Raw genomic sequence first — 22,182 nt, 5'->3', positions numbered from 1 at the left:
ATGCAACCTACCGACGAAACGGGAGCGCCACCCGGCGCCCAGGCGCAGACCCCCGCCGACCCGACCGAAGCCCTGGTCTCGGGCAGCGGCAGCTATGACCTGCTGAAGAAGCGGCTCGAAACCCAGGGCGAGGGCCTGCTCAAGAAGACACAGGCACTCAACGAGCAGCGCCTGGCCGAGTTCGGCCGCTCCGACCAGACGCTGATCCTGCGCACCCGCGCACGCACCGAGAACAACGCCGTGGCGCGCGACATCGTGCGCATCGGCGACCTGCTGCTGTTTGGCTACAACGTGTTCATCGGCCTTCGCAAGGAAACGGCCGTGGGCGACGTGTTCGGCCTCTACCGGCTCGCGACGCCGGGCGAAGCGGCCACAGAGAACGACGAGCTGCAGCCCGTGCCGCTGGCCGGCACCTTCCTCGAAGACACCCGCTTCGTCTCCGACTTCCGCGAGCTCTACGCCTACTACAAGCAGGCCACGCTGCTGCAGCTGCGCGTGACGCAGGACAAGCTGCTCGCCTCGTTCCAGATCGGCCAGCAGCTGCACGACGTGCGTGTGTTCCGCTGGGCCATCGAGCGCGACGGCAGCATCCAGTACATCGACAACCGCGGCGAGCGCGACATCGCGCTGCCCGCGAGCCACGATTTCGAATGGACCGTCGCCACGCGCGAAGACCACGTGGGCGGCAAGCATCCGCATGTGAACGTGCTCGACACGGTGTTCGTCGAAACGCTGGGCGGCGATCTCACGATCAAGATCGAGAACAACACCGAGACGGGCCTCGGTATCTACAGCGAACCGGTGGAGGACAAGAGCCAGTCGCTCACCGATGCCGAGATCGCCTGGGCGAAGCTCGGCATGCTGATCCTGCTGCGCGTGAAGCCTTACCGCGAGCAGGTCACGCGCTACCTGGTGTTCAACATCCGTACGCAGCAGGTCGAGCGCATCGATGCCATCGGCGGCTCCTGCGTGCAGCTGCCCGAAGACCACGGCATCATCTTTCCGGGGGGCTACTACCTGCAGTCGGGCGAATACAAGCGCTTCGACCTGCCGGCCGAAGTGGTCGAGCATCTGCGCTTCAAGCGCATGCTCCGCTCGCCCAACGGCGAGGACGTGGCCTATGTCTTCTACGACCCGAAGCCGGGGCGCTACGCGCTCTTCAACTACAACCTGATCGACAAGAAGCTCGCCACGCCGATCATCGCCAACGGCTACGCGCGCTTTGCGGACGGCCGCATCCTGGTGTTCCACGACAACGACGGCGAGCCGACGCGCGTGCACCCGATGCAGCTGTGGCAGACGCCGTTCGCCAGCGAAGAGCATGTGAGCGCGCAGCCGCCGGCCACCGGCTTCTTCGGCAAGATCGGCAATGCCGAGCTGGTGCGCGGCGTGAGCGACCTCATGGGCATTGCGCGTGCGGTGCGCGAGCAGGCGCCCACGCGCGCCGCCTACGAAGACCTGATCCGCCAGTGCACCCGCGTGAGCGATGCCTACTTCTGGCTCGACGCGCCCGAAGCCGCCGGCCTCATGGCCGAGCTGCGCAGCATTGCCGACGTGGCGCGCAGCACGCTGGCCGAGTTCGAGAAGGTCGACACCATCCGGCGCGAAACCGCGCGCGCATTGGCCCGGGCCGAAGACGCGCAGCATGCGCTGCTGGTCGACATCGCCAGCACCATCTGGCGCGCACCCGATGATTTCGTGAAGGCGCTCGGACGTCTGCGGGAGCGCCGCGGCGCGCTGCAGATGCTCAAGGAGTTGCGCTACGCCGATCTGCCGCGCATCGCCGCGATGGATGCGGCACTCGAGGTCGAGCAGCAGCGCATCGGCGAGCGCGCCATGCAGTTCCTGGCGGCCGATACCGCCTTTAACGGCCAGCGCCAGGCGCTGGACAAGCTCGCGCTCGAGCTGCCCAACCTGGCAACCTCTCCCGCGCTCGGGCAGATGCTCGCCACGCTCGACGAGCAGGCCGCGGGCCTGGACCTGCTGACCGAGCAGCTGGGCAGCCTGCCGGGCGGCGATGCGGTGATCCGCACGTCCATCCTCGACCGCATCTCGCTGATCTACGCCGACATCAACCGCATGCGCGCCGACGCCCGTGTGCGGCGCAAGTCGCTGGGCGCGACCGAGGCGCGCGCGGAGTTCGGCGCGCAGTTCAAGCTCTTCAGCCAGGCAGTCGAAAACGCGCTGGAGTTCGCCGACACGCCCGAGAAGTGCGACGACGCGCTCACGCGTCTCCTGGCTCAGCTAGAAGAAATCGAAGGCCGCTTCGCCGAGCAGGAGGATTTCCTCGTCGACATCGCCGAGAAGCGCGAGACCGTCTACGAAGCGCTGTCCGCGCGCCGGCAGAGCCTGGTGGAAGCCCGGCAGCGCCGCGCCCAGGGCGTGGTCGATGCGGCGGGCCGCATCCTCGACGGCATTCCGCGCCGCATCGCGCAACTGGCCGACCTGACGCAGGTGCACAGCTACTTCGCGGCCGACCCGATGATCGGCAAGCTGCGCACGCTGATCGCCGACCTGCGCACGCTGGGCGCCGCGGTCCCGGCCGACGAGCTCGACACCCGCCTGAAGACCGCGCGCGACCAGGCGCTGCGCTCGATCCGCGACAAGCGCGAGCTGGTGAGCGAGGGCGGCGACACGCTGCGCCTGGGCCGCCACGCCTTCACCGTGCACCGCCAGCCGGTCGACCTGACGCTGGTGGCTCGCGACGAGGGTATGGCCTATCAGGTGACGGGCACCGACTACCAGAGCCCCGTGGACGAACCCCGGCTGCTGCCGCTGCAGCGCTACTGGAACCAGTCGCTGGTGTCGGAGACCCCGGAGCTGTCGCGCGCCGAATACCTCGCGGGGCGCCTGTTGGAGGCACTGCTCGACGGCAAGGCCGAGCGCACCTGGGCCGAAGTGCTCACGCTGCTGGCCGAAGACCCGCTGCATCCGCAACTGCTCGACATGGTCCGCCGCTTCGCCGCGGCGCGGTATCAAGAGGGCTACCAGAAGGGCATCCATGACGACGACGCATTGCGCCTGTTGGGCGCGCTCGTCGCGATGCAGGACCAGGCCGGGCTCCTGGCCTGGGGCCCGACCGAACGCGCGCTGGCCTTGCTCTACTGGCAGCACGGGCACTTGATCGCCCATCGTGAATCGCTGCTGCGCCGAGCGCGGGCCGCGATGCAGATGCAGACCCTGTTCGGCCGGCGCGATGCGCTGGAGCAGCTCGAAGCGGACACGGCGCGCGCCTTGAAGCACTTCGCCCACGACGTGGTGCCTGACATGCTGCCGCTGGCGCAGGACGCGAACGAAGAAGAGCGCAATGCGCACGATGGCCGCGTGTCCACCTTGTGCGACCAGGCCGCCGCATACCTCGTGCGCGAGCTGGCCGGCGAGCGCGGCGGCGAAACCTGGGCCGTCTCGGGCGCGGGCGAAGACCTCGCGGCCGCCTTGCTGCGCGAACTGGAGCGCAGCGGCCGGCGCGACACCTGGCAGCACGACCTCGACGCCGCACCGCCCGCAGAGCGCTGGCGCCTCGCGCGCGACTGGGTGCGCGCCTATGCCGTGCACCAGGCGCCGCAGTCGCTCGACTGGGTGGACGACGCAGCCAGCGTGCTGGCCATTCCGCTGCAGCGCACCCGCGTCAATGCGGCGCTCGACCGCACGATCGAAGGCTTGCGCGGCGAACATCCGCGCGTGGCGGAAGGCCGCATCACGCTGAACCTCAACGACTTCTGGCGCCGCTTCCTGTTCCACACCATGCACGCGGTGCCGGGCTACGAAGCGCTGCACAGCCTGCGCCACGAGCTGCTCGAGCGCGAGAAGGCGCGGCTCAAGCTCGGCCAGTTCCAGGCCAAGCCGCTCTCGACCTTCGTGCGCAACCAACTGATCGACGAGCTCTACCTGCCCATCATCGGCGACAACCTCGCCAAGCAGATCGGCTCGGCGGGCGAGGGGAGCCGCACCGACCGCATGGGCCTGCTGCTGCTGATTTCGCCGCCCGGCTACGGCAAGACGACGCTGATGGAGTACGTGGCGGACCGGCTCGGCCTCATCTTCGTGCGCATCAACTGCCCGGCGCTCGGCCACGGCGTGACGGCCATCGACCCGGCCAACGCGCCCAACAGCGCGGCAAGGCAGGAGCTGGAAAAGCTCAACCTGGGCCTCGCGATGGGAAGCAACGTGATGCTGTACCTGGACGACATCCAGCACACGAGCCCCGAGTTTTTGCAGAAGTTCATCGCGCTGGCCGACGGCACGCGCCGCATCGAGGGCGTGTGGAACGGCGAGCCGCGCAGCTACGACATGCGGGGCAAGCGCTTCGCCATCGTGATGGCGGGGAACCCGTACACCGAGTCGGGCGACGTGTTCAAGATCCCGGACATGCTGGCCAACCGCGCCGACATCTACAACCTGGGCGATGTGCTCTCGGGCCGCGAGGCGGCCTTCGCGCTCTCGTACATCGAGAACAGCCTGACCTCCAACCCCACGCTGATGCCGCTGGCTTCGCGCGACCCGAAGGACGTGCAACTGCTGGTGAAGATGGCGCAGGGCCACGACGTGCCGAGCAGCGCACTCTCGCATGCCTACAGCGCGGTCGAGCTGGAAGAGATCAAGGCGCTGCTGCAGCGCCTGTTCCGCGCGCGCGACCTGCTGCTCAAGGTCAACCTCGCATACATCGAATCGGCCGCGCAGCAGGAGAGCTACCGCGTCGCGCCGCCCTTCAAGCTGCAGGGCAGCTACCGCAACATGACCAAGCTCGCGGGCAAGATCACCGCGCTGATGCGCGACGACGAGCTCGATGCGCTCCTGCGCGACCACTACCGCGGCGAGGCGCAGACGCTGACCACCGGCGCTGAAGAAAACCTGCTGCGCCTCGCGCAACTGCTGGGCAGCCCGACGCCGGAAGAGAGCGCACGCTGGACCGCCATCTGCGAGGAGTTCGTGCGGCAGCGCAAGCTCGGCGGTGCCGACGTCGACGGCAGCCAGCGCATCGCGAGCAGCATGCTCGACGTGGCGCGCGCGGTCGATGCGCTCAAGCCCGAGCCAAAACCGGTGGCCGAAGGGCCGAGCGAAAGCCAACGCCTGGCCGACGCCATGCTGCAGATCGCGGTCACCTACCGCGAGCTGATCCTGCCGCTGGTGACCGCCACCGAGCGCCGGCTGGAGCTCGACCGGTCGATCAAGCAGGACATGGAGCGCCTCGCGGCAGAGGTGCAGGCAACCCGCGCGGCACCGAAGCGCACGCCTGCGCCCAAACCCGACAAGGATCACTGATGTCCGCACTGCCCGAACTGCTCGCCCAGCTCGACGCCACCATGGCCGATGCCCGCCTGAGCGACGACGAGCGCCGCGTGCTGGTCCATACCCTGCGCGAAGCCTCGCCACCCGAAGACGGCCTGCGCCAACTGCGCAACCGTGCCTTCGACCTGGTGCGTGCACGCACTACCGATCCGGAGCAGCTGTCGTTGCTCAAGTGGCTCGAAGGCGTGGTCCGCGCGATCGACACCGGCCGTTCGCCGGATGCGGTGGCGGTGCGCTCGCAGGCCTTCTTCAGCCCGGGCACGGCCTGCCTGCAGGCGATCAACCAGCAGCTGAGGGAAGCGAAGCGCTCGATCGACCTGTGCGTCTTCACGCTGTCGGACGACCGCATCACAGCCGAGGTGCTGGCCGCGCAGCGGCGCGGGGTGGCGGTGCGATTCATCACCGACAACGACAAGGAGTTCGATCGCGGCAGCGACGTCGGCCAGCTGCGCGCGGCCGGCGTTCCGGTCGCGGTGGACCGCACCGAGGCGCACATGCACCACAAGTTCGCGATCTTCGACGGTGCGCGACTCGTCAACGGCAGCTACAACTGGACGCGCAGCGCCAGCGACTACAACGAGGAGAACGTGATCCTCAGCAACGACCCTTCGCTCGTTCGCCGCTTCGCGGACGAATTCGACACCTTGTGGAAAGAACTGCGGGCCGACTGATGGCGAGACGAATCGACTACGACTGGGAGCTGCCTCCCGAGATGCAGCAGCGCCTGGGCGGAACCACCTACGGCGCGCAGCGCGTCATCCACGAGCAGGGCCACCTGATGGTGATCCTGCACGAGCCGCCCACCGGCTCCGGCACCGAGCGCAAGCCCGCGGTGTTCCTGCGCAAGCCCGATGGGGCGTGGCTGCACAAGGGCAACAACCCCGGCGAACGGGCGCTCGCCAAGCTGCTGGAGAGCTACCGCGCGGCGTTCAGCACCTTCGAGATCCGGCACCAGTCGGCGGAAACGGCGGAGGAGCTGTTCCAGATCCTCGGCCCGCTGATTCCGCTCACGCGCGCCGCGATGAACATGCAGGCCACGCTGCAGGCGGCCCGCGAAGCGGCCAAGGACGACCTGATGCTCATCGACCTGCGCGACATGGCGGTCGAGATCACGCGCGGCATGGAGTTGCTCCTGGCGGACACCCGCATGTCGCTGGACTACCGCCTCGCGCACGCGGCCGAAGAACAGGCGCGTGCGGGTATCGAGGTGAGCCGCGCGCAGCACAAGCTCAACACCATCGCCGCGCTGACCTTTCCGCTGATGGCGATCGGCGCCGCCTTCGGCATGAACCTGCACAGCGGCGCGGAGAACCTGCCGGCTTGGGTGTACTGGGTGATCTTCGCGGCCGGCATCTGCCTGGGCGTGATGCTGCGCGGCTGGGTCAAGGCGCCAGCGGCGCCGCCGGTCGTTGCAAAGCCGGCATCCACGCTGAAGAAGAAATAGGGCGAACAGAGGGCGGGCCTTCGTGATTCGCGAGGTCCCGCTGCCGAATGGGCACTTCTCTTCATCGCGATCTGCTTCTAAAGTCGCCTGCTTTCGCACAAGCAGAAAGACTTCCATGATCGACCACCTGGATCACCTGGTGCTCACGACCGCCAACGAAGAAGCCTGCGTGCGCTTCTACGTCGACGTGTTGGGCATGACGCTGGAGACTTTCGGTGCCGGCCGCAAGGCCTTTCGCTTCGGCAACCAGAAGATCAACCTGCATGTGAAGGGGCACGAGTTCGAGCCGAAGGCCGATGTGCCCACGCCCGGCTCACTGGACCTGTGCTTCATCGCCAGCGTGCCGCTCGAAGCGGTCATCGAGCGCCTGGGCGAGAAGGGCGTGGCGATCATCGAAGGCCCGGTCATGCGCACGGGCGCGACGTCGCGCATCCGCTCGGTCTACGTGCGCGACCCCGACCTGAACCTCATCGAGATTTCAGAGCTCGCGCCCTGAAATCAGCAAGCGATGAAAGCGTGCCTCGGCTACGCCTTGACGCCGAGCACCGACAGGATGATCGCGGCCAACGTCAGGGTCACCGGCAGGCGGTGCGTGGCAATGGCATGGACCTGGGCGACCGACAGCTTCGTTTGCTGAAGGAGGTTCTTTTCGGAATGAAGTGCTGTGGACATATCAAATACTCCTGAGTGGCTGCGAACAGCTTGTTCGCATGGGTTCAAAGATAGACCTCCGAATGGGGCGCGGCACGGGGCTTTTGTCGATGCGGCGTTTCCGTTTTCGCAACGATCCGCGGGTCACGGCCTGGAACTTCCCGCTGCCTCCAGGATCAGGTTGGCGATCCGGTCCGGGTGCGAAATCAGCGAGAGATGGCTGGATTCGATCTCGATCGTCTTCGCCTTCATCCGCTTGGCGAGAAAGCGCTCCAGCTCGGGCGAGGTGGTGCGGTCCTGGGTCGACACGGCGTACCACGAGGGCTTGGTGCGCCATGCAGCCTGCGTGGTGCGTGAGGCGAACAGCGTGTCGGAGATGCGGCCCTGCACGGCGTACAGCACACGTGCCTTGGCCGGGTCGAGATCGCCCGCGAAGTCGCGCAGGAACGCCTCTTCGCCCAGTTGCGCAAAGCCGTTCGCCTTGACCAGGCCGGCGGTGGCGGGCGGCGTGGGGAACTTCGCGGCGAGCGCGCCGTAGTCTTCGCCGGCATCGGGGGCACGCGCGGCCACGTAGACCAGCGCCGACACCTTGGGGTCGACGCCGGCCTCGCTGATCACCGTGCCAGCCCACGAGTGGCCGACCAGCACCGTCGGGCCGTCCTGCAAGGCCAGGATGCGCCGCGTGGCCTCCACGTCGTCAGCCAGCGAGGTCAGCGGGTTCTGCACCGCGGTGGCCTTCAGGCCCGCTTGCTGCAGCCGCCCGATCACGTCGGACCAGCACGAGCCGTCGGCGTAGGCGCCATGCACCAGCACCACGTTGCGCACGCCCGGTGCCAGCGTCTGCGCGAGGCCCCGCGTAGAGAGGGTGGATGCGGCAACGCCTGCGACGATGGCGGCGGAGAAAGAGCGACGGTTCATGGGGCTGGGTCCTTGTGCAGGGAGTGGGGTAGGGGAACTGATGTTCCGTACTTTCGGAGCCCAACGTTCCGCGCGAATTGCGTCCGCCCGCACTTCGATGCAGATGAAGCGGGCGCGGATTACAGACGAAACATGAGGCCGGCCCCGCGGGGTCGGCTTGCTGCGCAGAGTCAGCCCGCGATGAGCTTCTGAACCAGCTCCGCGGTGGTCGCCGCCGCGTACTTGCGCATCAGCCGCGCCCTGTGCAGCTCGACCGTGCGGTGGCTGATGCCCAGCGCCTTGCCGATTTCCTTGGAGGTCAGCCCCTGCATCACCTGCGCCGCCACCTCGCGCTCGCGCGGCGTGAGCTCGGCCTTCACGGCGCGGCGCGAGCCCAGGTCCTCGAAGGTCCATATGCCGGCTTCGTGCGGCGCCGCGCGGTTCATCGCGTGGCCGGTGACGTGGCACCAGAAGGTCTCGCCGGCGATGGCGCCGTGCAGGCCGCCCAGCCGCTTCATCATGCGGTTGTCGGCGTAGTTGCCGTTGGCGTTGAGGAACGGCTCCATGCGCTTGCCGATGCGCTCGAACTCCACCACGCTCGGGTACAGGATGCTGAACGAATGCCCCACCAGTGCGGAGGGCGTTGCGCCGAAGATCTCGCACACGCGCAGGTTGCAGGCCACGATGGTGCGGTTGCTCGAAACCACCATGCCGACGGGTGCATGTTCAAAAGCCAGCCGGTAATCGATCTCGGGCATCGGGGGTCACCATTACGAAATACTACGTATGCGGGTACGTAGTATCGTTGACGGCTTCCCACCCAATCACCCACCCACTCTCACCATTCCATCAAGGAGCCCGAGTGAACAAGATTTATCCCTCCGCAGACGCGGCACTCAAGGGGGTCGTGGCCGACGGGCAGATGCTCGCGGTCGGCGGCTTCGGCCTGTGCGGCATTCCCGAAGCGCTGATCGAGGCGCTGAAGGACTCCGGCGCGCAGAACCTCACCGTCATCTCGAACAACGCGGGCGTCGACGGCTTCGGTCTCGGCAAGCTGCTCGAGACGCGCCAGATCAAGAAGATGATCGCGTCGTACGTGGGCGAGAACAAGGAGTTCGAGCGCCAGTACCTCGCAGGCGAACTGGCCCTCGAATTCACGCCGCAGGGCACGCTGGCCGAGAAGCTGCGCGCGGGCGGCGCCGGCATTCCGGCCTTCTTCACCAAGACCGGCGTGGGCACGCAAGTGGCCGAAGGCAAGGAACTGCGCGAGTTCGACGGCGAGACCTACGTCATGGAACGCTCGCTGGTGCCCGATGTGGCGCTCGTGAAGGCCGACGTGGCCGACAAGTCGGGCAACCTGCGCTTCCGTCTCACGGCGCGCAACTTCAACCCGGCCGCCGCGATGGCCGGCAAGATCTGCATCGTCGAGGTCGAGAAGATCGTCGAAGTGGGCGAGCTGGCCCCCGACGACATCCACCTGCCGGGCATCTATGTGCACCGCATCGTGCTCAACAGCAATCCCGAGAAGCGCATCGAGAAGCGCACCGTGAGCGCCGCGGCGCCGGTCGATGCCGCCGCCGCGAAGGTCGAGGCGCAGGCCGCGATCGCGCAGGCCGCGGCCGGCAGCGAACAGCCCGTGCCCACCGTGCCCGTCAACAAGAAAGAAGGAGCCTGAGATGCCCTGGACCCAAGACCAGATGGCGGCCCGTGCCGCGCAAGAACTCGAAGACGGCTTCTACGTGAACCTCGGCATCGGCATCCCGACGCTGGTGGCGAACCACACCGGCACCAAGGAAGTCTGGCTGCAGAGCGAGAACGGCATGCTGGGCATCGGCGCCTTCCCCACTGAAGACAACGTCGACGCCGACCTCATCAATGCCGGCAAGCAGACCGTGACCACCATCCCCGGCTCGGCCATCTTCGGCAGCCACGACAGCTTCGCGATGATCCGCGGCGGCAAGATCAACCTGTCGATCCTCGGCGCGATGCAGGTGAGCACCGAAGGCGACCTCGCCAACTGGATGATCCCCGGCAAGATGGTCAAGGGCATGGGCGGCGCGATGGACCTCGTGGCGGGCGTCAAGCGCGTGATCGTGCTGATGGAGCACGTGGCCAAGAAGAAGGACGGCACCGAGGACTTCAAGATCCTCGAGAAATGCACCCTGCCGCTGACCGGCGTGGCCGTGGTCGACCGCATCATCACCGACCTCGCGGTGATGGACGTGGTGCCCGAAGGCCTGAAGGTGGTCGAGCTCGCGCCCGGCGTGAGCTTCGATGCGCTGCAGGCGAAGACGGGTGCCAAGCTGATCCAGTAAAGGCGCTCGCATCCGACACCGACAAGGGCCGCTTTCGCGGCCCTTCGTCATGGCGGGATGAGAAACTGCGCGCATGGCCTACCTCGACATCGACAACCTCCGCACCATCTTTCTCGACGACGAGGCACTGCGCGCCGTGCATCTGCAGCGTCAGCCTTGCGGCGCCGTGAACATCACGAGCGGCCGCATCGTGGCCTGCGATCCGCTGGTGCAGCCCGAGCGCCAGCCCTTCGCGCGCGAACTGCAGGCGCGCGGCGCGTTTCCCGTCGAGGTGCTGCACGACAAGGGTCAGCATGCGCTGGCCGTGCTGTGGCTGCGTGACCGCGGCAGCCTGCGCATCGCCGACCTGACCTGGCAGATGGCGTTGATGGAAGGGGAGTCGCTCGACACGCTGGGCGACGACGAGTTCTACGGTTACCCGGTCGACGCCGGCCTCGGCTGTTTCATGGACCCCGACGCCGCCGTAGCCATGGCCGAGCGCGACAAGCGCGAAGCCGCCGATCCCGACTACAGCAACTACTACGACGATGTGCTCGCCGGCGAGATGGGCGATGCCGACGTCATCGACCACTATCCGCTCGGGCCGGGTTCGGCGAGCAACATGGTGATCTTTCGCTCCGGCTGGGGCGACGGCAGCTACCCGAGCTTCTGGGCTCTGGACGCATCCGGCGAACCCGTGGCGCTCGTGACCGACTTCATGACGATGACCGGCGGCGACGCGCGCGACGAAGACGACAAGCGCAGCGATGCTTATCAGGCCAGCCTTTCGCCGGAAAAGCTCGCGGCGCTCGAAGCGCTGGGTGCGGCGGCGGTCGAAGGCGATGCCGCGGCGATCAAGACGCTGCTGGACGCCGGGCTCGCGAAGCCCAACGAGATCATTCCTTCGTTCGGCGAAACCGCGATCACGAGCGCGATCCGTATGAACCAGATCGACGCGCTGCGCGTGCTGCTCACGGGCGTGCAAGGCCTGCCGATGCCGCCGCAGTTCTACCGCATGGACAAGGAAGAAAGCTACATCGACTACGCGCGGATGCTCAAGAAGCCGCGCGTCAAAGGGCTGATCGACCTGCTGGAAAAAGCCGCGGCGCCGGTGCCCAAGCCGGGGTTCCTGAAGCGCCTTTTCTCCTGAGCGATCAAGCGTTCAGGCGCCCAGCGCGGCTCGCACCTTGTCGCCGAGGCCGCGCAGGCGCTCGACCGGTTCGTTGGAGAACACAAAGCGCAGGTACTGCGCGCCATGTGTTTCGCCCCAGCCGCGCATCGCCGTCGCGCAGACGCGTGCTTTCAACAGGCGTTCTGACAGCGTCTGCCCATCGATCCCGAAATCGCTCGTGCGCAGGAGCAGTGACCAACCGCCGGCCGGAATGCCGACGGGCAGCCCCTTGAGTTCATTCAGCACCGTGTCGCGCCTGCGCTCGAGCTCCGCCACATAGGACGCGAGCGTGTGCGCCGACTGTTCCAGCGCTGTCGCCACCGCATCCTGAGCGATGCCCACCGGCACCACGACGTTCGCGAGCGACACGGCCACGAGATCGGGCATGTAGCTCTCGGGCGCGACGGTCCAGCCTACGCGCCAGCCGATCATGCGCAGCTCCTTGGCCGACGAGCCCACGGTGATCGTGCGCTCGGCCATGCCGGGGAGGCCGGCCGGGTGAATCACCTTGCGGCTGTCGTAGAGCAGGCGCTCCATGGCCGTGTCGAGGATCAGGGTCAGATCGTGCTGCACGCACAGCGCGGCGATGGCGCGCCAGTCGTCGTTGTCGAAGTAGCCGCCGGACGGCATCGACGGCGACATCAGCAGCATCACGCGCACACGAGGGCCGATGGCCGCCTGCAGCGCCGCGCGATCGAGCTTCCATTCGCCGCCCGGCGTGAAGATGAAGGGCACGTACTTCGGCGTTCCACCCGCCAGCCGGATGCGATTGAGCAGGCCCGCATAGGTCGGATCGGTCACCAGCACCTCGTCGCCCACCTCGACCGTCGCGAGCAGCGCATTGAGGATGCCCGAGAGCCCGCCTGCGGAGATCACGCAATTGCGTGCCTTGTAGTCAACGCCCGAGAGCGCCGACACATGCCGCGCCGCGACCTCGCGCAATCGCGATTGACCGACGAAGGGCAGGTAGCTGTTGTCCGAATCTTCCGAAGCCGCGCGCACGGTTCGTGCAACGGCTTCGGGGTCGGGCGGAATGTCGACGTCGAGGTTTTCGAGCCTGAGAAAAGGCGGGCCGTCCGCATCGTCGGCGATGGCGCCCATGCGATCGACGCCGATGCCTGCGATGTGTTCGAGCCGAGCGGGGCGATGACGGGGCATGCGTGTCTCCTGGGTGGTAGCTACAGGGCCGGCTTGCGCGGACGCGGCGGCCGTTGCGGCGCGCCTGCCGGGTCTTCCGATTTTTCCGCATTCTGCGGCAGCAGCAACGATTGCTGCGCCTCTGCCGCCTCGCGCAGGAAGTTCCATACGGCTTGCATGCGCACGAGATGCTTGGTCTCCGCCGGCATCGACATCCAGAACGTGCGCGTGAAGTTCGCTTGCCCCCGCAGCACCGGCTTCAGCGCGCTGTCTTTCTCTGCGATGAAGGCCGGCAATACCGCAATCCCCGCTCCCGCCACCACCGCGCTGTGCTGCGCCAGCACGCTCGTGCTGCGAAGCGCAAACGCATCGGGACGATGCAATTCATCGAGGTACTGCAGCTCCTTGCTGAACAGCAGGTCGTCCACATAACTGATGAAGGTGTGGCCGCGCAAATCCTCGCGCGTCTTGATCGGCTTGTGCGCCGCGAGGTATTGCTTGGACGCATAGAGCCGCAGCGTGTAGTCGGTGAGCTTGGTCACCACCACCGGCCCGCGCGCCGGGCGTTCGAGCGAGATCACGATGTCGGCCTCGCGCCGCGACAGGTGCACGAGGCGCGGCATCGCGAGCAGGTCGATGGTGAGCTTGGGGTGCTGCAGCGCGAAGAGCGCGAGCTGCGGCGCCAGCACCACCGTGCCGAAGCCCTCGGTCGCGCCGATGCGCACCAGCCCCGACAGGCCTTCCTGCGAGGCCGGCGCGGTGCTCTCCACGGCCTGGAAGGCGCTCTCCATCGCCTCGACCTGCGGCTGCAGCCGGCGGCCCGCTTCGGTGAGCCTGTGGCCGCCCGCTTCGCGCGAGAAGAGCGGCGCGCCGACTTCCTTTTCGAGCGACTGGATGCGCCGCGCGACCGTGGTGTGATCCACCTCGAGCCGGCGCGCGGCGCTCATCAGCGTGCCGGAGCGGGCCAGTTCCAGGAAGTAGCGCAGGTTGTCCCAGTCCATGTGCGTGCGTGTCCTTGTGTTCGCCTGTGTTGGCCTCTGCATTTTTGCAAAGCCGTGGCGCATATTTGTCTATTGTCATAGCAAATCTGCAAAGCTACGATGCGGGCTGCACCGGCACCGACCGGCATCGCCTTTTCAGTTTTCGCAGAGATTCACAGGAGACAAAACCCAATGGACGCCACCACCACGCCCTCGACCCAGATCGCCACCGTCAAGCTCTTGATCGGCGGCAAGCTCGTCGAATCCAAGACCACCGAATGGCGCGACATCGTCAACCCGGCCACCCAGCAGGTGCTGGCCCGCGTGCCCTTCGCAACGCAGGCCGAACTCGATGCCGCCGTGGCTTCCGCCAAGGAAGCCTTCAAGACCTGGCGCAAGACCCCCATCGGCGCGCGCGCACGCATCTTCCTGAAGCTGCAGCAGCTCATTCGCGAGAACATGGGCGAGCTGGCCGCCATCCTCACGGCGGAACAGGGCAAGACCCTGCCTGATGCCGAAGGCGACGTGTTCCGCGGCCTCGAAGTGGTGGAGCACGCATCGAACATCGGCAACCTGCAACTGGGCGAATTGGCCAACAACGTGGCCAATGGCGTCGATACCTACACGCTGCTGCAGCCGCTGGGCGTGTGCGCCGGCATCACGCCGTTCAACTTCCCCGCGATGATTCCGCTGTGGATGTTCCCGATGGCCATCGTCACGGGCAACACCTTCGTGCTGAAGCCTTCCGAACAAGACCCGATGGTCACCATGCGTCTGTGCGAACTGGCGCTCGAAGCCGGCATTCCGCCCGGCGTGCTGAACGTGGTGCATGGCGGCGAGGCCATCGTCAACGGCATCTGCGACCACAAGGACATCAAGGCGATCAGCTTCGTCGGCTCGACCAAGGTCGGCACGCATGTCTACAACCGCGCCACGCTGGCAGGCAAGCGCGCGCAATGCATGATGGGCGCGAAGAACCACGCGATCGTGATGCCCGACGCGAACAAGGAGCAGACGCTCAATGCATTGGCCGGTGCGAGCTTCGGTGCGGCGGGCCAGCGCTGCATGGCGGTATCGGTGGCGGTGCTGGTGGGCGAAGCCCGCAACTGGGTGCCCGAGCTGATCGCCAAGGCCAAGACGCTGAAGATCGGCGCCGGCACCGAGAAGGGCGTGGACGTGGGACCGCTGGTTTCATGCGCTGCGTACGACCGCGTCAATCACCTCATCGAACGCGGCCTGGCCGATGGCGCCGAGCTGGTGCTCGATGGCCGCAAGCCCACCGTGCCCGGTTACGAGAAGGGCAACTTCGTCGGCCCGACGATCTTCACCGGCGTGAAGCCCGGCATGACGATCTATGACCAGGAAGTGTTCGGCCCGGTGCTGTGCATTGCCGATGCCGAGACCATCGACGAAGCCATCGAACTGATCAACAGCAACCCGAACGGCAACGGCACGGCGATCTTCACGCAGTCGGGCGCCGCGGCCCGCCGCTTCCAGGAAGACATCGACGTGGGCCAGGTCGGCATCAACGTGCCGATCCCGGTGCCGGTGCCGATGTTCTCGTTCACCGGTTCGCGTGCCTCCAAGCTCGGTGACCTCGGCCCGTACGGCAAGCAGGTCATCATGTTCTACACGCAGACCAAGACCGTGACGGCACGCTGGTTCGACGACAGCACCGTCTCGCACGGCGTCAACACGACCATCAGCCTCAAGTGAGGAAAACGCTTCGCGTCGCGGCCTGGGGCGTGGTGGCGGCGCTCGCTTTGCTTGCCGGCAGCGCGCAGGCGGCCGCCGACGCGGACGACTGCGATCCCAATGGCAACCAGCAGCAGATGAACGCCTGCGCGGCACGCGATTTTCGTGCAGCCGATGCCGAGCTCAACATCCGATACGGTGATGTGATGAAGACGCTTTCGCCGCAGATGCGCGTCGCGCTGCGCAACGAGCAGCGCGCATGGCTCAAGGGCCGCGACCCCGCGTGCAAGCGGGCTTCGAAAGCGAACGAAGGTGGCTCCATCTGGCCGCTGGTGTTCAGCACATGCCTGGAGAAATCGACCCGGAAACGGACCGCCGAACTCGATCGCTGGAAGGGCCGCGAACAATGAACTTCGAACTGTCCGAAGAACAGGACGCCTTTGCGCAGACCGCGCGCGACTTCGCGCAGGCTGAATTCGCGCCGCATGCGGCGCAGTGGGATGCGGAAGCGATCTTCCCGAAGGAGGCCATCGCCAAGGCCGGTGAGCTGGGCTTCTGCGGGCTCTATGCGCCCGAGCGCGTCGGCGGCCTTGGCCTGCCGCGGCTCGATTCGGCGCTGGTGTTCGAGGAGATGGCCGCGGTCGATCCGTCGACCACGGCCTTCATCACGATCCACAACATGGCGACCTGGATGCTCGGCACCTGGGCGACCGATGCGGTGGCTCAGCAGTGGGGCGAGGACCTGACGAGCGGGCGCAAGCTGGCTTCGTACTGCCTCACCGAGCCGGGTGCCGGGTCGGATGCGGGCTCGCTGAAGACGCGCGCTGAGTTGCAGGGCGCCGAGTACGTCATCAACGGCGGCAAGGCCTTTATTTCGGGCGCCGGTTCCACTGACGTGCTGGTGCTGATGGCGCGTACCGGCGGTGCGGGTGCGAGCGGCATCTCGGCCTTTGCGGTGCCGGCCGATGCACCTGGCGTGAGCTACGGCAAGAAGGAACACAAGATGGGCTGGAACAGCCAGCCCACGCGCACCATCAACTTCGACAACGTGCGCATCCCGGCCGAAAACCTGCTGGGCAAGGAAGGCGAGGGCTTTCGCATCGCGATGAAGGGGCTCGACGGCGGGCGCATCAACATCGCGACCTGCTCGGTGGGCGCGGCGCAGGGCGCGCTCGATGCGGCGCGCCGCTACCTGCATGAACGCCAGCAGTTCGGCAAGCCGATCGCGAGCTTCCAGGCGCTGCAGTTCAAGCTGGCCGACATGGCGACCGAACTGGTCGCGGCGCGCCAGATGGTGCGGCTTGCCGCGTCGAAGCTCGACGCGGGCCATGCCGACGCCAGCACCTACTGCGCGATGGCCAAGCGTTTCGCGACCGATGCGGGCTTCAACGTCTGCAACGACGCGCTGCAGTTGCACGGCGGCTACGGCTACCTCAGCGAGTTTCCGCTGGAGCGCCTGGTGCGCGACACCCGCGTGCACCAGATCCTGGAAGGCACCAACGAAATCATGCGCGTGATCGTTGCGCGAAAATTGCTGGAAGGGGACAGCGATATCCGCTGACGCCCCGCATCCAGAACCCCTCAAGACAATGACCGACTCCGTAGTTCTCTTCGACGAAATCAAGACCGCCGGCGGCAAGCGCTTCGCTACTGCCACGCTCAACGCACCGGCCTCGCTCAACGCGCTCTCCGTGGACATGGTGCGCCTGCTCACGCCCAAGCTGCGCGAATGGGCGAAAGACGACGGCATCGTCGGCGTGCTGCTGCAGGCCGCCGGCGAGAAGGCCTTCTGCGCGGGCGGCGACCTGCGCCAGCTCTATCAGACGCTGCTGGAATGCGGCCCCGCGCGCAACACCTATGCCGAAGACTTCTTCCGCGAAGAGTACGAGCTCGACTACCTGATCCACACCTTTCCCAAGCCGTTCCTGTGCTGGGGCCATGGCATCGTGATGGGCGGCGGCGTGGGCCTGATGACGGGCTGCTCGCACCGCGTGGTGACGTCGCAGAGCCGCATCGCGATGCCCGAGATCGCCATCGGCCTGTACCCCGATGTGGGCGGGAGCTGGTTCCTGCGCCGCACGCCGGGCCGCACAGGACTGTTCCTGGCGCTGACAGCCGCGAATCTCAACGCGTCCGATGCGATCTTCTGTGGGCTGGCCGATGTTCTGGTGCCGCAGGAGCGCAAGAGCGAGGTGCTCGACGCCATCGCCTCCGCGGCATGGGCGGGCGAGGGCAAGGCCGACCGCGCCACGCTCTCGCGCATCCTCGCGAAGGCCGGTGAAGGCGCCGAGCTGCCGGCTTCGAAGGTGCGCGAGCACTACGACACCATCAACGCGCTGATGGCCGGAGACGACCTGCTCGACATCGCCAACCGCCTGCGCAACCTGCAAAGCGAAGACCCGTGGCTGCAGTCCGCCTCCAAGACCTTCGTGAAGGGCGCTCCGAGCTCGGCCGCACTGAGCTTCGAGCTCTGGCAGCGTGTGCACCGCATGTCGCTGGCCGAGGTGTTCCGGCTCGAATACTGGGCGTCGCTCGGCTTCTGTGCGCACAAGGATTTCGCCGAAGGCATCCGCGCAGTGCTGATCGACAAGGACCGCAATCCCAAGTGGTCGCCCGCCACCATCGAAGAGATCACGCCCGCCTTCATCGAAGACCACCTGCGGCCGCGCGGCGAAATGCCCGCGGAGCTCGCCTCATTGGTCTGACGCCTCATTCATAAAAGACAACGGAGACAAACACATCATGAAGATCGCATTCATCGGCCTCGGCAACATGGGCGGCCCGATGGCCCTGAACCTGCTCAAGGCCGGCCACACGCTCAGCGCATTCGACCTTTCGGCCGAGGCCTGCAAGAAGTTCGGTGCCGAGGGCTTGCCCATCGCTAAGTCGGCTGCCGAAACCGTGGCCGATGCCGAAGTCGTCATCAGCATGCTGCCCGCCAGCGCGCACGTCGAGGGCCTGTTCCTCGGCGGCGCGGGCAAGCCTGGCCTGCTGGAAAGCATCGAGGCCGGCACGCTCGTGATCGACAGCAGCACCATCGCCGCCGCCACGTCGCGCAAGGTGGCCGAAGCTGCGGCTGCCAAGGGCGTGGCGATGATCGATGCGCCTGTGTCGGGCGGCACCGGCGGTGCGATCGCCGGAACGCTGACCTTCATGGTCGGCGGCGAAACCAAGGACCTGGAGCGCGCGCGACCGGTGCTGGAGAAGATGGGCGCCAACATCTTCCACGCCGGCGCAGCGGGTGCGGGGCAGACCGCGAAGATCTGCAACAACATGCTGCTCGGTATCCTGATGATCGGCACCTCCGAGGCGCTGGCGCTCGGCGTGGCGAACGGGCTCGATCCGAAGGTGCTCTCCGAAATCATGCGCCGCAGCTCGGGCGGCAACTGGGCGCTCGAAAAGTACAACCCGATGCCGGGCGTGATGGAGACGTCGCCGGCTTCGAAGAACTACGCGGGCGGCTTCGGCACCGACCTGATGCTCAAGGACCTGGGCCTGGCGCAGGAGAACGCGGCGGCGGTTCGCGCCGCCACGCCGCTCGGTGGCCTCGCACGCAGCCTGTATGCGGCGCACAGCCTCGCGGGCCATGGCGCGCTGGATTTCTCCAGCGTGCTGAAGCTGGTGCAGAAGGCTTCCTGAAGGCTGCCTGTTTTCCGGCGCTCAGCCGAAATGGACCTTCACGGCCCACAGCACGCCGAGCACCACCGCGACCAATACGACAAAGACCATCCAGGCACGCGTGAACGCCTGGGCTTCGGTCACGACTTCGGGGGCAGCCGCGGGAGCGGGGCTAGGGGCGGCGGGCGGTTGTGGGTTCATTCCCGACTGTACCCCGCGCTGCGCCGGCCGCGGCCGGTTTTACCGAAGCATCGCGCCGGGCCATCGCCAGCAGGATGCCGGCCGCGACGAGGTTCGCGCCGATGCTGGCGACGATCGGCAGCAGGTAGCTGCGGCTGATGTCGAACGCAAAACCCGCCGCGCTCGGCCCGACCAGCGTGCCCACGGCCACGCTGGTGTAGAGCACGCCGATGATCGCGCTGATGTTGCGCCCGCCGAAGTAGTCCATCACCAGCGCCGGCAGCAGCGCGACGAAGCCGCCGTAGAACACGCCGTAGGCGAACGCGAACACGGCCAGCCCCCAGAACCCACCGGACACCGCCCAGACCACGAGTGACAGCGCCATGCCCGCCGACATCAGCGGCAGCGCGAGCTGGCGGCCGATGCGGTCGGCCAGCCCGCCGAGGAAGAACCGGCCCGCCGTGCTGCCGACGCCGATGGCGCCGAGCAGCAGCACTGCGGAAGTCGACGGCACACCATGGTCGAGCGCGTACGGCACGAGGTGGACGAAGGGCACGAACAGGCCGAACGAACTGATGAGGCAAGCCGCGAAGAGGCCGGCGAAGCGTCGCGATGTGACCGCTTCCCGCACCGTCGCGCCTGCGGGCTTGGTCGATGACGTTTGCGGTTGCGGCGGATCGCCGTCGGGCCCGAGCCCGCGGTCGCGCGGGTCGTTCTCGATGAAGAGCGCCATGCCCACGCCCACCACCACGGCGAGCACGCCGAGCGCCAGATAGGCGTGGCGCCATCCGATGCCTTCGATGAGGAACGACGCCAGCGGCGGCATCACCAGCGTGCCCACGCCGATGCCGCTGACCGTAATGCCCGACGCGAATCCGCGCCGCTTGACGAACCAGCGCTGTACCGCGCCGAGCACCGGCACATACGACGCGCCGACGCCCAGGCCCACGCCGAGCCCGTACGCAAGGTAGATCTGCGTCAGGCTCTGCGCCTGCCCCGCGAGGGCGAGGCCCAGCCCGACCAGCACCATGCCCGCGACCGCGAGCCGCCGCGAACCCCATCGATCGGCAAGCGGTCCGCTGATGACGCCCAGCCCGAAGTAGAGAAAGCCCGCGAGCGAGAACACCAGCGACACCGAGCCGCGCGAGGCGCCGAAGTCGCGCTGCAGCGATTCGAGAAAGGCGCTGAAGGTGTAGGCGCTGCCGAAGCCCACGAGGGTCACGGCGAAGGCGCCCGCGACCACGAGCCAGCCGCGGAAGAGGCGCGCGCGCGGCGAGGGGGATGCATGGGTCAAGGGAGAGGTCTCCATGTTCTTCTTCAGTCCAGCGGATGGCGCCGATGCCATGTGGTCACGGCCTGGAACGCGGCACCGGCGCGGACCAGCGTGGCTTCGTCCATGTGCGCCGCGACGAGTTGGAATGCGAGCGGCATGCCGGCTTCGGTGAAGCCGCCGGGCAGTGTGATCGTGGGATGGCCGGTCATGTCGAAGGGCGCGGTATAGCGCAGCAGAGCGGACACCAGTGCCGGCGTTTCGCCCAGTGTCTGCATCGCCGCGACGGTTGGCGACGCGAAAGGGTGCACCGGGATCAGCAGCAGGTCGATGTCGGCGAACAGCGCCGAGACGCGGCCGCGCAAGGCCATGCTTCGCAGACGGATTCTCTGAAGCGCTGTTCCGTTCACCGACATGCCGTCCTCGATGACCGAAGCGAGGACAGGGCCATATGCATCCTTGCGCGACGGGTAGGTCGCTTCGTGCGCCACGGCCGCTTCCACCGCGCAGAGCGGAAACCAGTCCGCCACCGCCTCCGTCACGTCGGGAAAACGCAGGTCGACAGGGCGGGCGCCGAGTGCGCGCAAGGTCTCGGCGGCGTCTTTCAGCATGGCCTGCGTCGCGGGGTCCACGCCGTCGTTGTTCCATGCGGCGTCGATGCCGATGCGGAGGCCTCGCACCCCGTGGTCCGCCGTCGCGAGATAGTCGGGCACTGGGTCGAGGGCTGCGGTCGGATCGTTCTCGTCGCTGCCCGCGATCACACCGAGCAGCACGCCGGCATCGAGCGCGCTGCGTGCCATCGGGCCGATGTGGTCCAGCGAGGCGGCAAGTTCGAACACGCCGTACCGGCTCACGCGGCCCCAACTCGGCTTGATGCCGGTGAGGCCGTTGGCCGCGCAGGGAAAGCGGATCGATCCGCCCGTGTCGGAACCCAGCGAGCCGTAGCAGAGGCCCGCCGCCGTCGCCACGCCCGAGCCGCTGGACGACATGCCGGGCCAATGGTCCGCATGCCACGGATTGCGCGGCGGCGTGATGGACGGGTGGTGGTCGGAGTACGCACCCTCGGTGAGCTGCAGCTTGCCGAGCAGCACCGCGCCGGCTTCCTTCAGGCGACGCACCACGGTCGCATCTTCGAAGGGAATGTGGTGCTTGTGGATCGCCATGCCGCCCGCGGTGGCGAAGCCTGCGGTGAAGCACAGGTCCTTCACCGCGATGGGCACGCCGTGCAGCGGTCCGCGGTACCGGCCCGCGGCGATCTCCGCCTGCGCCGCTTCGGCCTGCGCCATCGCGGCGTCGGGCATCACCAGCGCGTAGCTGTGGAGCGCTCCGTCCAGTGCGGAGATGCGGTGGAGTTGGGCGCGAAGCACCGTGACCGGAGAGACTTGGCGCGTGCGGATGCGCGCGGCCAGTTCGGTGAGTTCCAGGTAGTGGAGTGCGCCCGAGTGATCAGAATATCTAAGGCTCGGGAGATCGGAGGAATGCAACAAGACGGTTTCTCTTTTGAGTTTCGTTGTGCGAATATTCCTCCTTGAAACATCGCCTCGCAAACCAGATTT

The 22,182-nt window shown here is 67.1% G+C and carries 19 protein-coding genes; 12 read left to right on the top strand and 7 right to left on the bottom strand.

From position 1 onward, the window contains the following. From QFZ83_RS16800 to QFZ83_RS16785, 4 genes are all read left to right on the top strand, one after another. The gene (locus QFZ83_RS16800) at window positions 1-5,262 is read left to right on the top strand and encodes a DNA repair ATPase (RefSeq protein WP_307508233.1); all 5,262 of its coding nucleotides are present in this window, start codon (window positions 1-3) and stop codon (window positions 5,260-5,262) included. Continuing rightward, complete coding sequence (locus tag QFZ83_RS16795; RefSeq protein WP_307508231.1) at window positions 5,262-5,960, top strand: phospholipase D-like domain-containing protein; 699 nt, start codon at window positions 5,262-5,264, stop codon at window positions 5,958-5,960. Before QFZ83_RS16800 ends, QFZ83_RS16795 begins: the two co-directional genes overlap by 1 nt. Continuing rightward, window positions 5,960-6,733 carry a hypothetical protein gene (locus QFZ83_RS16790; RefSeq protein WP_307508229.1) on the top strand — a complete coding sequence of 258 codons (774 nt, stop codon included), beginning with the start codon at window positions 5,960-5,962 and terminating at the stop codon, window positions 6,731-6,733. The genes QFZ83_RS16795 and QFZ83_RS16790 overlap by 1 nt, the downstream gene beginning before the upstream one ends. A gap of 115 nt (window positions 6,734-6,848) precedes the next feature. Continuing rightward, window positions 6,849-7,229, top strand: coding sequence for a VOC family protein (locus tag QFZ83_RS16785; protein WP_307508227.1), 381 nt, complete (start codon window positions 6,849-6,851; stop codon window positions 7,227-7,229). Window positions 7,230-7,258: 29 nt separating this feature from the next. Here the strand turns inward: QFZ83_RS16785 and QFZ83_RS16780 are convergent, their stop codons facing one another. The 3 genes from QFZ83_RS16780 to QFZ83_RS16770 all read right to left on the bottom strand — a co-directional run bounded on the left by QFZ83_RS16780 (window position 7,259) and on the right by QFZ83_RS16770 (window position 9,039). Next, window positions 7,259-7,405 carry a hypothetical protein gene (locus tag QFZ83_RS16780; RefSeq protein ID WP_176658197.1) on the bottom strand — a complete coding sequence of 49 codons (147 nt, stop codon included), beginning with the start codon at window positions 7,403-7,405 and terminating at the stop codon, window positions 7,259-7,261. A gap of 123 nt (window positions 7,406-7,528) precedes the next feature. After that, a complete protein-coding gene (locus QFZ83_RS16775) occupies window positions 7,529-8,302 on the bottom strand; it encodes an alpha/beta fold hydrolase (RefSeq protein ID WP_307508225.1) in 774 nt (257 codons plus the stop codon). 170 nt (window positions 8,303-8,472) lie between these two features. Beyond that, the gene (locus QFZ83_RS16770) at window positions 8,473-9,039 is read right to left on the bottom strand and encodes a LuxR C-terminal-related transcriptional regulator (protein WP_307508223.1); all 567 of its coding nucleotides are present in this window, start codon (window positions 9,037-9,039) and stop codon (window positions 8,473-8,475) included. Between the two features lie 104 nt (window positions 9,040-9,143). Here QFZ83_RS16770 and QFZ83_RS16765 point away from each other — a divergent pair, with 104 nt between their 5' ends. The 3 genes from QFZ83_RS16765 to QFZ83_RS16755 all read left to right on the top strand — a co-directional run bounded on the left by QFZ83_RS16765 (window position 9,144) and on the right by QFZ83_RS16755 (window position 11,725). Then, a complete protein-coding gene (locus tag QFZ83_RS16765; RefSeq protein WP_013540816.1) occupies window positions 9,144-9,956 on the top strand; it encodes a CoA transferase subunit A in 813 nt (270 codons plus the stop codon). A gap of 1 nt (window position 9,957) precedes the next feature. After that, window positions 9,958-10,596 carry a 3-oxoacid CoA-transferase subunit B gene (locus QFZ83_RS16760; protein WP_280808151.1) on the top strand — a complete coding sequence of 213 codons (639 nt, stop codon included), beginning with the start codon at window positions 9,958-9,960 and terminating at the stop codon, window positions 10,594-10,596. 73 nt (window positions 10,597-10,669) lie between these two features. Beyond that, complete coding sequence (locus QFZ83_RS16755; protein ID WP_307508220.1) at window positions 10,670-11,725, top strand: DUF4241 domain-containing protein; 1,056 nt, start codon at window positions 10,670-10,672, stop codon at window positions 11,723-11,725. Between the two features lie 12 nt (window positions 11,726-11,737). On the opposite strand, the gene QFZ83_RS16750 is transcribed toward QFZ83_RS16755, so the two are convergent. Together QFZ83_RS16750 and QFZ83_RS16745 are read right to left on the bottom strand one after the other, a co-directional pair. Next, complete coding sequence (locus tag QFZ83_RS16750) at window positions 11,738-12,904, bottom strand: pyridoxal phosphate-dependent aminotransferase (protein WP_307508218.1); 1,167 nt, start codon at window positions 12,902-12,904, stop codon at window positions 11,738-11,740. Window positions 12,905-12,924: 20 nt separating this feature from the next. Beyond that, window positions 12,925-13,884, bottom strand: coding sequence for a LysR family transcriptional regulator (locus tag QFZ83_RS16745; protein WP_307508217.1), 960 nt, complete (start codon window positions 13,882-13,884; stop codon window positions 12,925-12,927). 171 nt (window positions 13,885-14,055) lie between these two features. Here QFZ83_RS16745 and QFZ83_RS16740 point away from each other — a divergent pair, with 171 nt between their 5' ends. Genes QFZ83_RS16740 through mmsB form a run of 5 tightly spaced genes read left to right on the top strand, consistent with a single transcriptional unit; the run spans window position 14,056 to window position 19,197 of the window. Next, window positions 14,056-15,579 (top strand): CoA-acylating methylmalonate-semialdehyde dehydrogenase, encoded by a 1,524-nt coding sequence (locus QFZ83_RS16740; protein ID WP_307508215.1) that lies wholly within the window; start codon window positions 14,056-14,058, stop codon window positions 15,577-15,579. Between the two features lie 32 nt (window positions 15,580-15,611). Next, window positions 15,612-15,968, top strand: coding sequence for a lysozyme inhibitor LprI family protein (locus tag QFZ83_RS16735; protein ID WP_307508212.1), 357 nt, complete (start codon window positions 15,612-15,614; stop codon window positions 15,966-15,968). Beyond that, on the top strand, window positions 15,965-17,119 hold the full coding sequence (locus QFZ83_RS16730) for an acyl-CoA dehydrogenase family protein (RefSeq protein ID WP_307508210.1): 1,155 nt from the start codon (window positions 15,965-15,967) through the stop codon (window positions 17,117-17,119). Before QFZ83_RS16735 ends, QFZ83_RS16730 begins: the two co-directional genes overlap by 4 nt. Before the next feature lie 28 nt (window positions 17,120-17,147). Further along, window positions 17,148-18,263, top strand: a complete 1,116-nt coding sequence (locus tag QFZ83_RS16725) for an enoyl-CoA hydratase/isomerase family protein (protein ID WP_307508208.1) — start codon at window positions 17,148-17,150, stop codon at window positions 18,261-18,263. Between the two features lie 37 nt (window positions 18,264-18,300). After that, entirely contained in the window at window positions 18,301-19,197 is an 897-nt protein-coding gene (gene mmsB, locus QFZ83_RS16720; RefSeq protein WP_013540827.1) for a 3-hydroxyisobutyrate dehydrogenase, read from the top strand. Window positions 19,198-19,348: 151 nt separating this feature from the next. Here mmsB and QFZ83_RS16715 read toward each other — a convergent pair whose 3' ends face one another. Continuing rightward, entirely contained in the window at window positions 19,349-20,665 is a 1,317-nt protein-coding gene (locus tag QFZ83_RS16715; protein ID WP_307508205.1) for an MFS transporter, read from the bottom strand. Between the two features lie 8 nt (window positions 20,666-20,673). Further along, on the bottom strand, window positions 20,674-22,113 hold the full coding sequence (locus tag QFZ83_RS16710) for an amidase (protein WP_307508203.1): 1,440 nt from the start codon (window positions 22,111-22,113) through the stop codon (window positions 20,674-20,676). Between the last annotated feature and the right edge of the window lie 69 nt (window positions 22,114-22,182).

The organism is Variovorax sp. W1I1 (assembly GCF_030815625.1).
Lineage (GTDB): Bacteria > Pseudomonadota > Gammaproteobacteria > Burkholderiales > Burkholderiaceae_C > Variovorax > Variovorax paradoxus_C.
The sequence above is the reverse complement of the archived record's forward strand: the minus strand, read 5'-3'. Positions and strand labels throughout refer to the sequence as shown.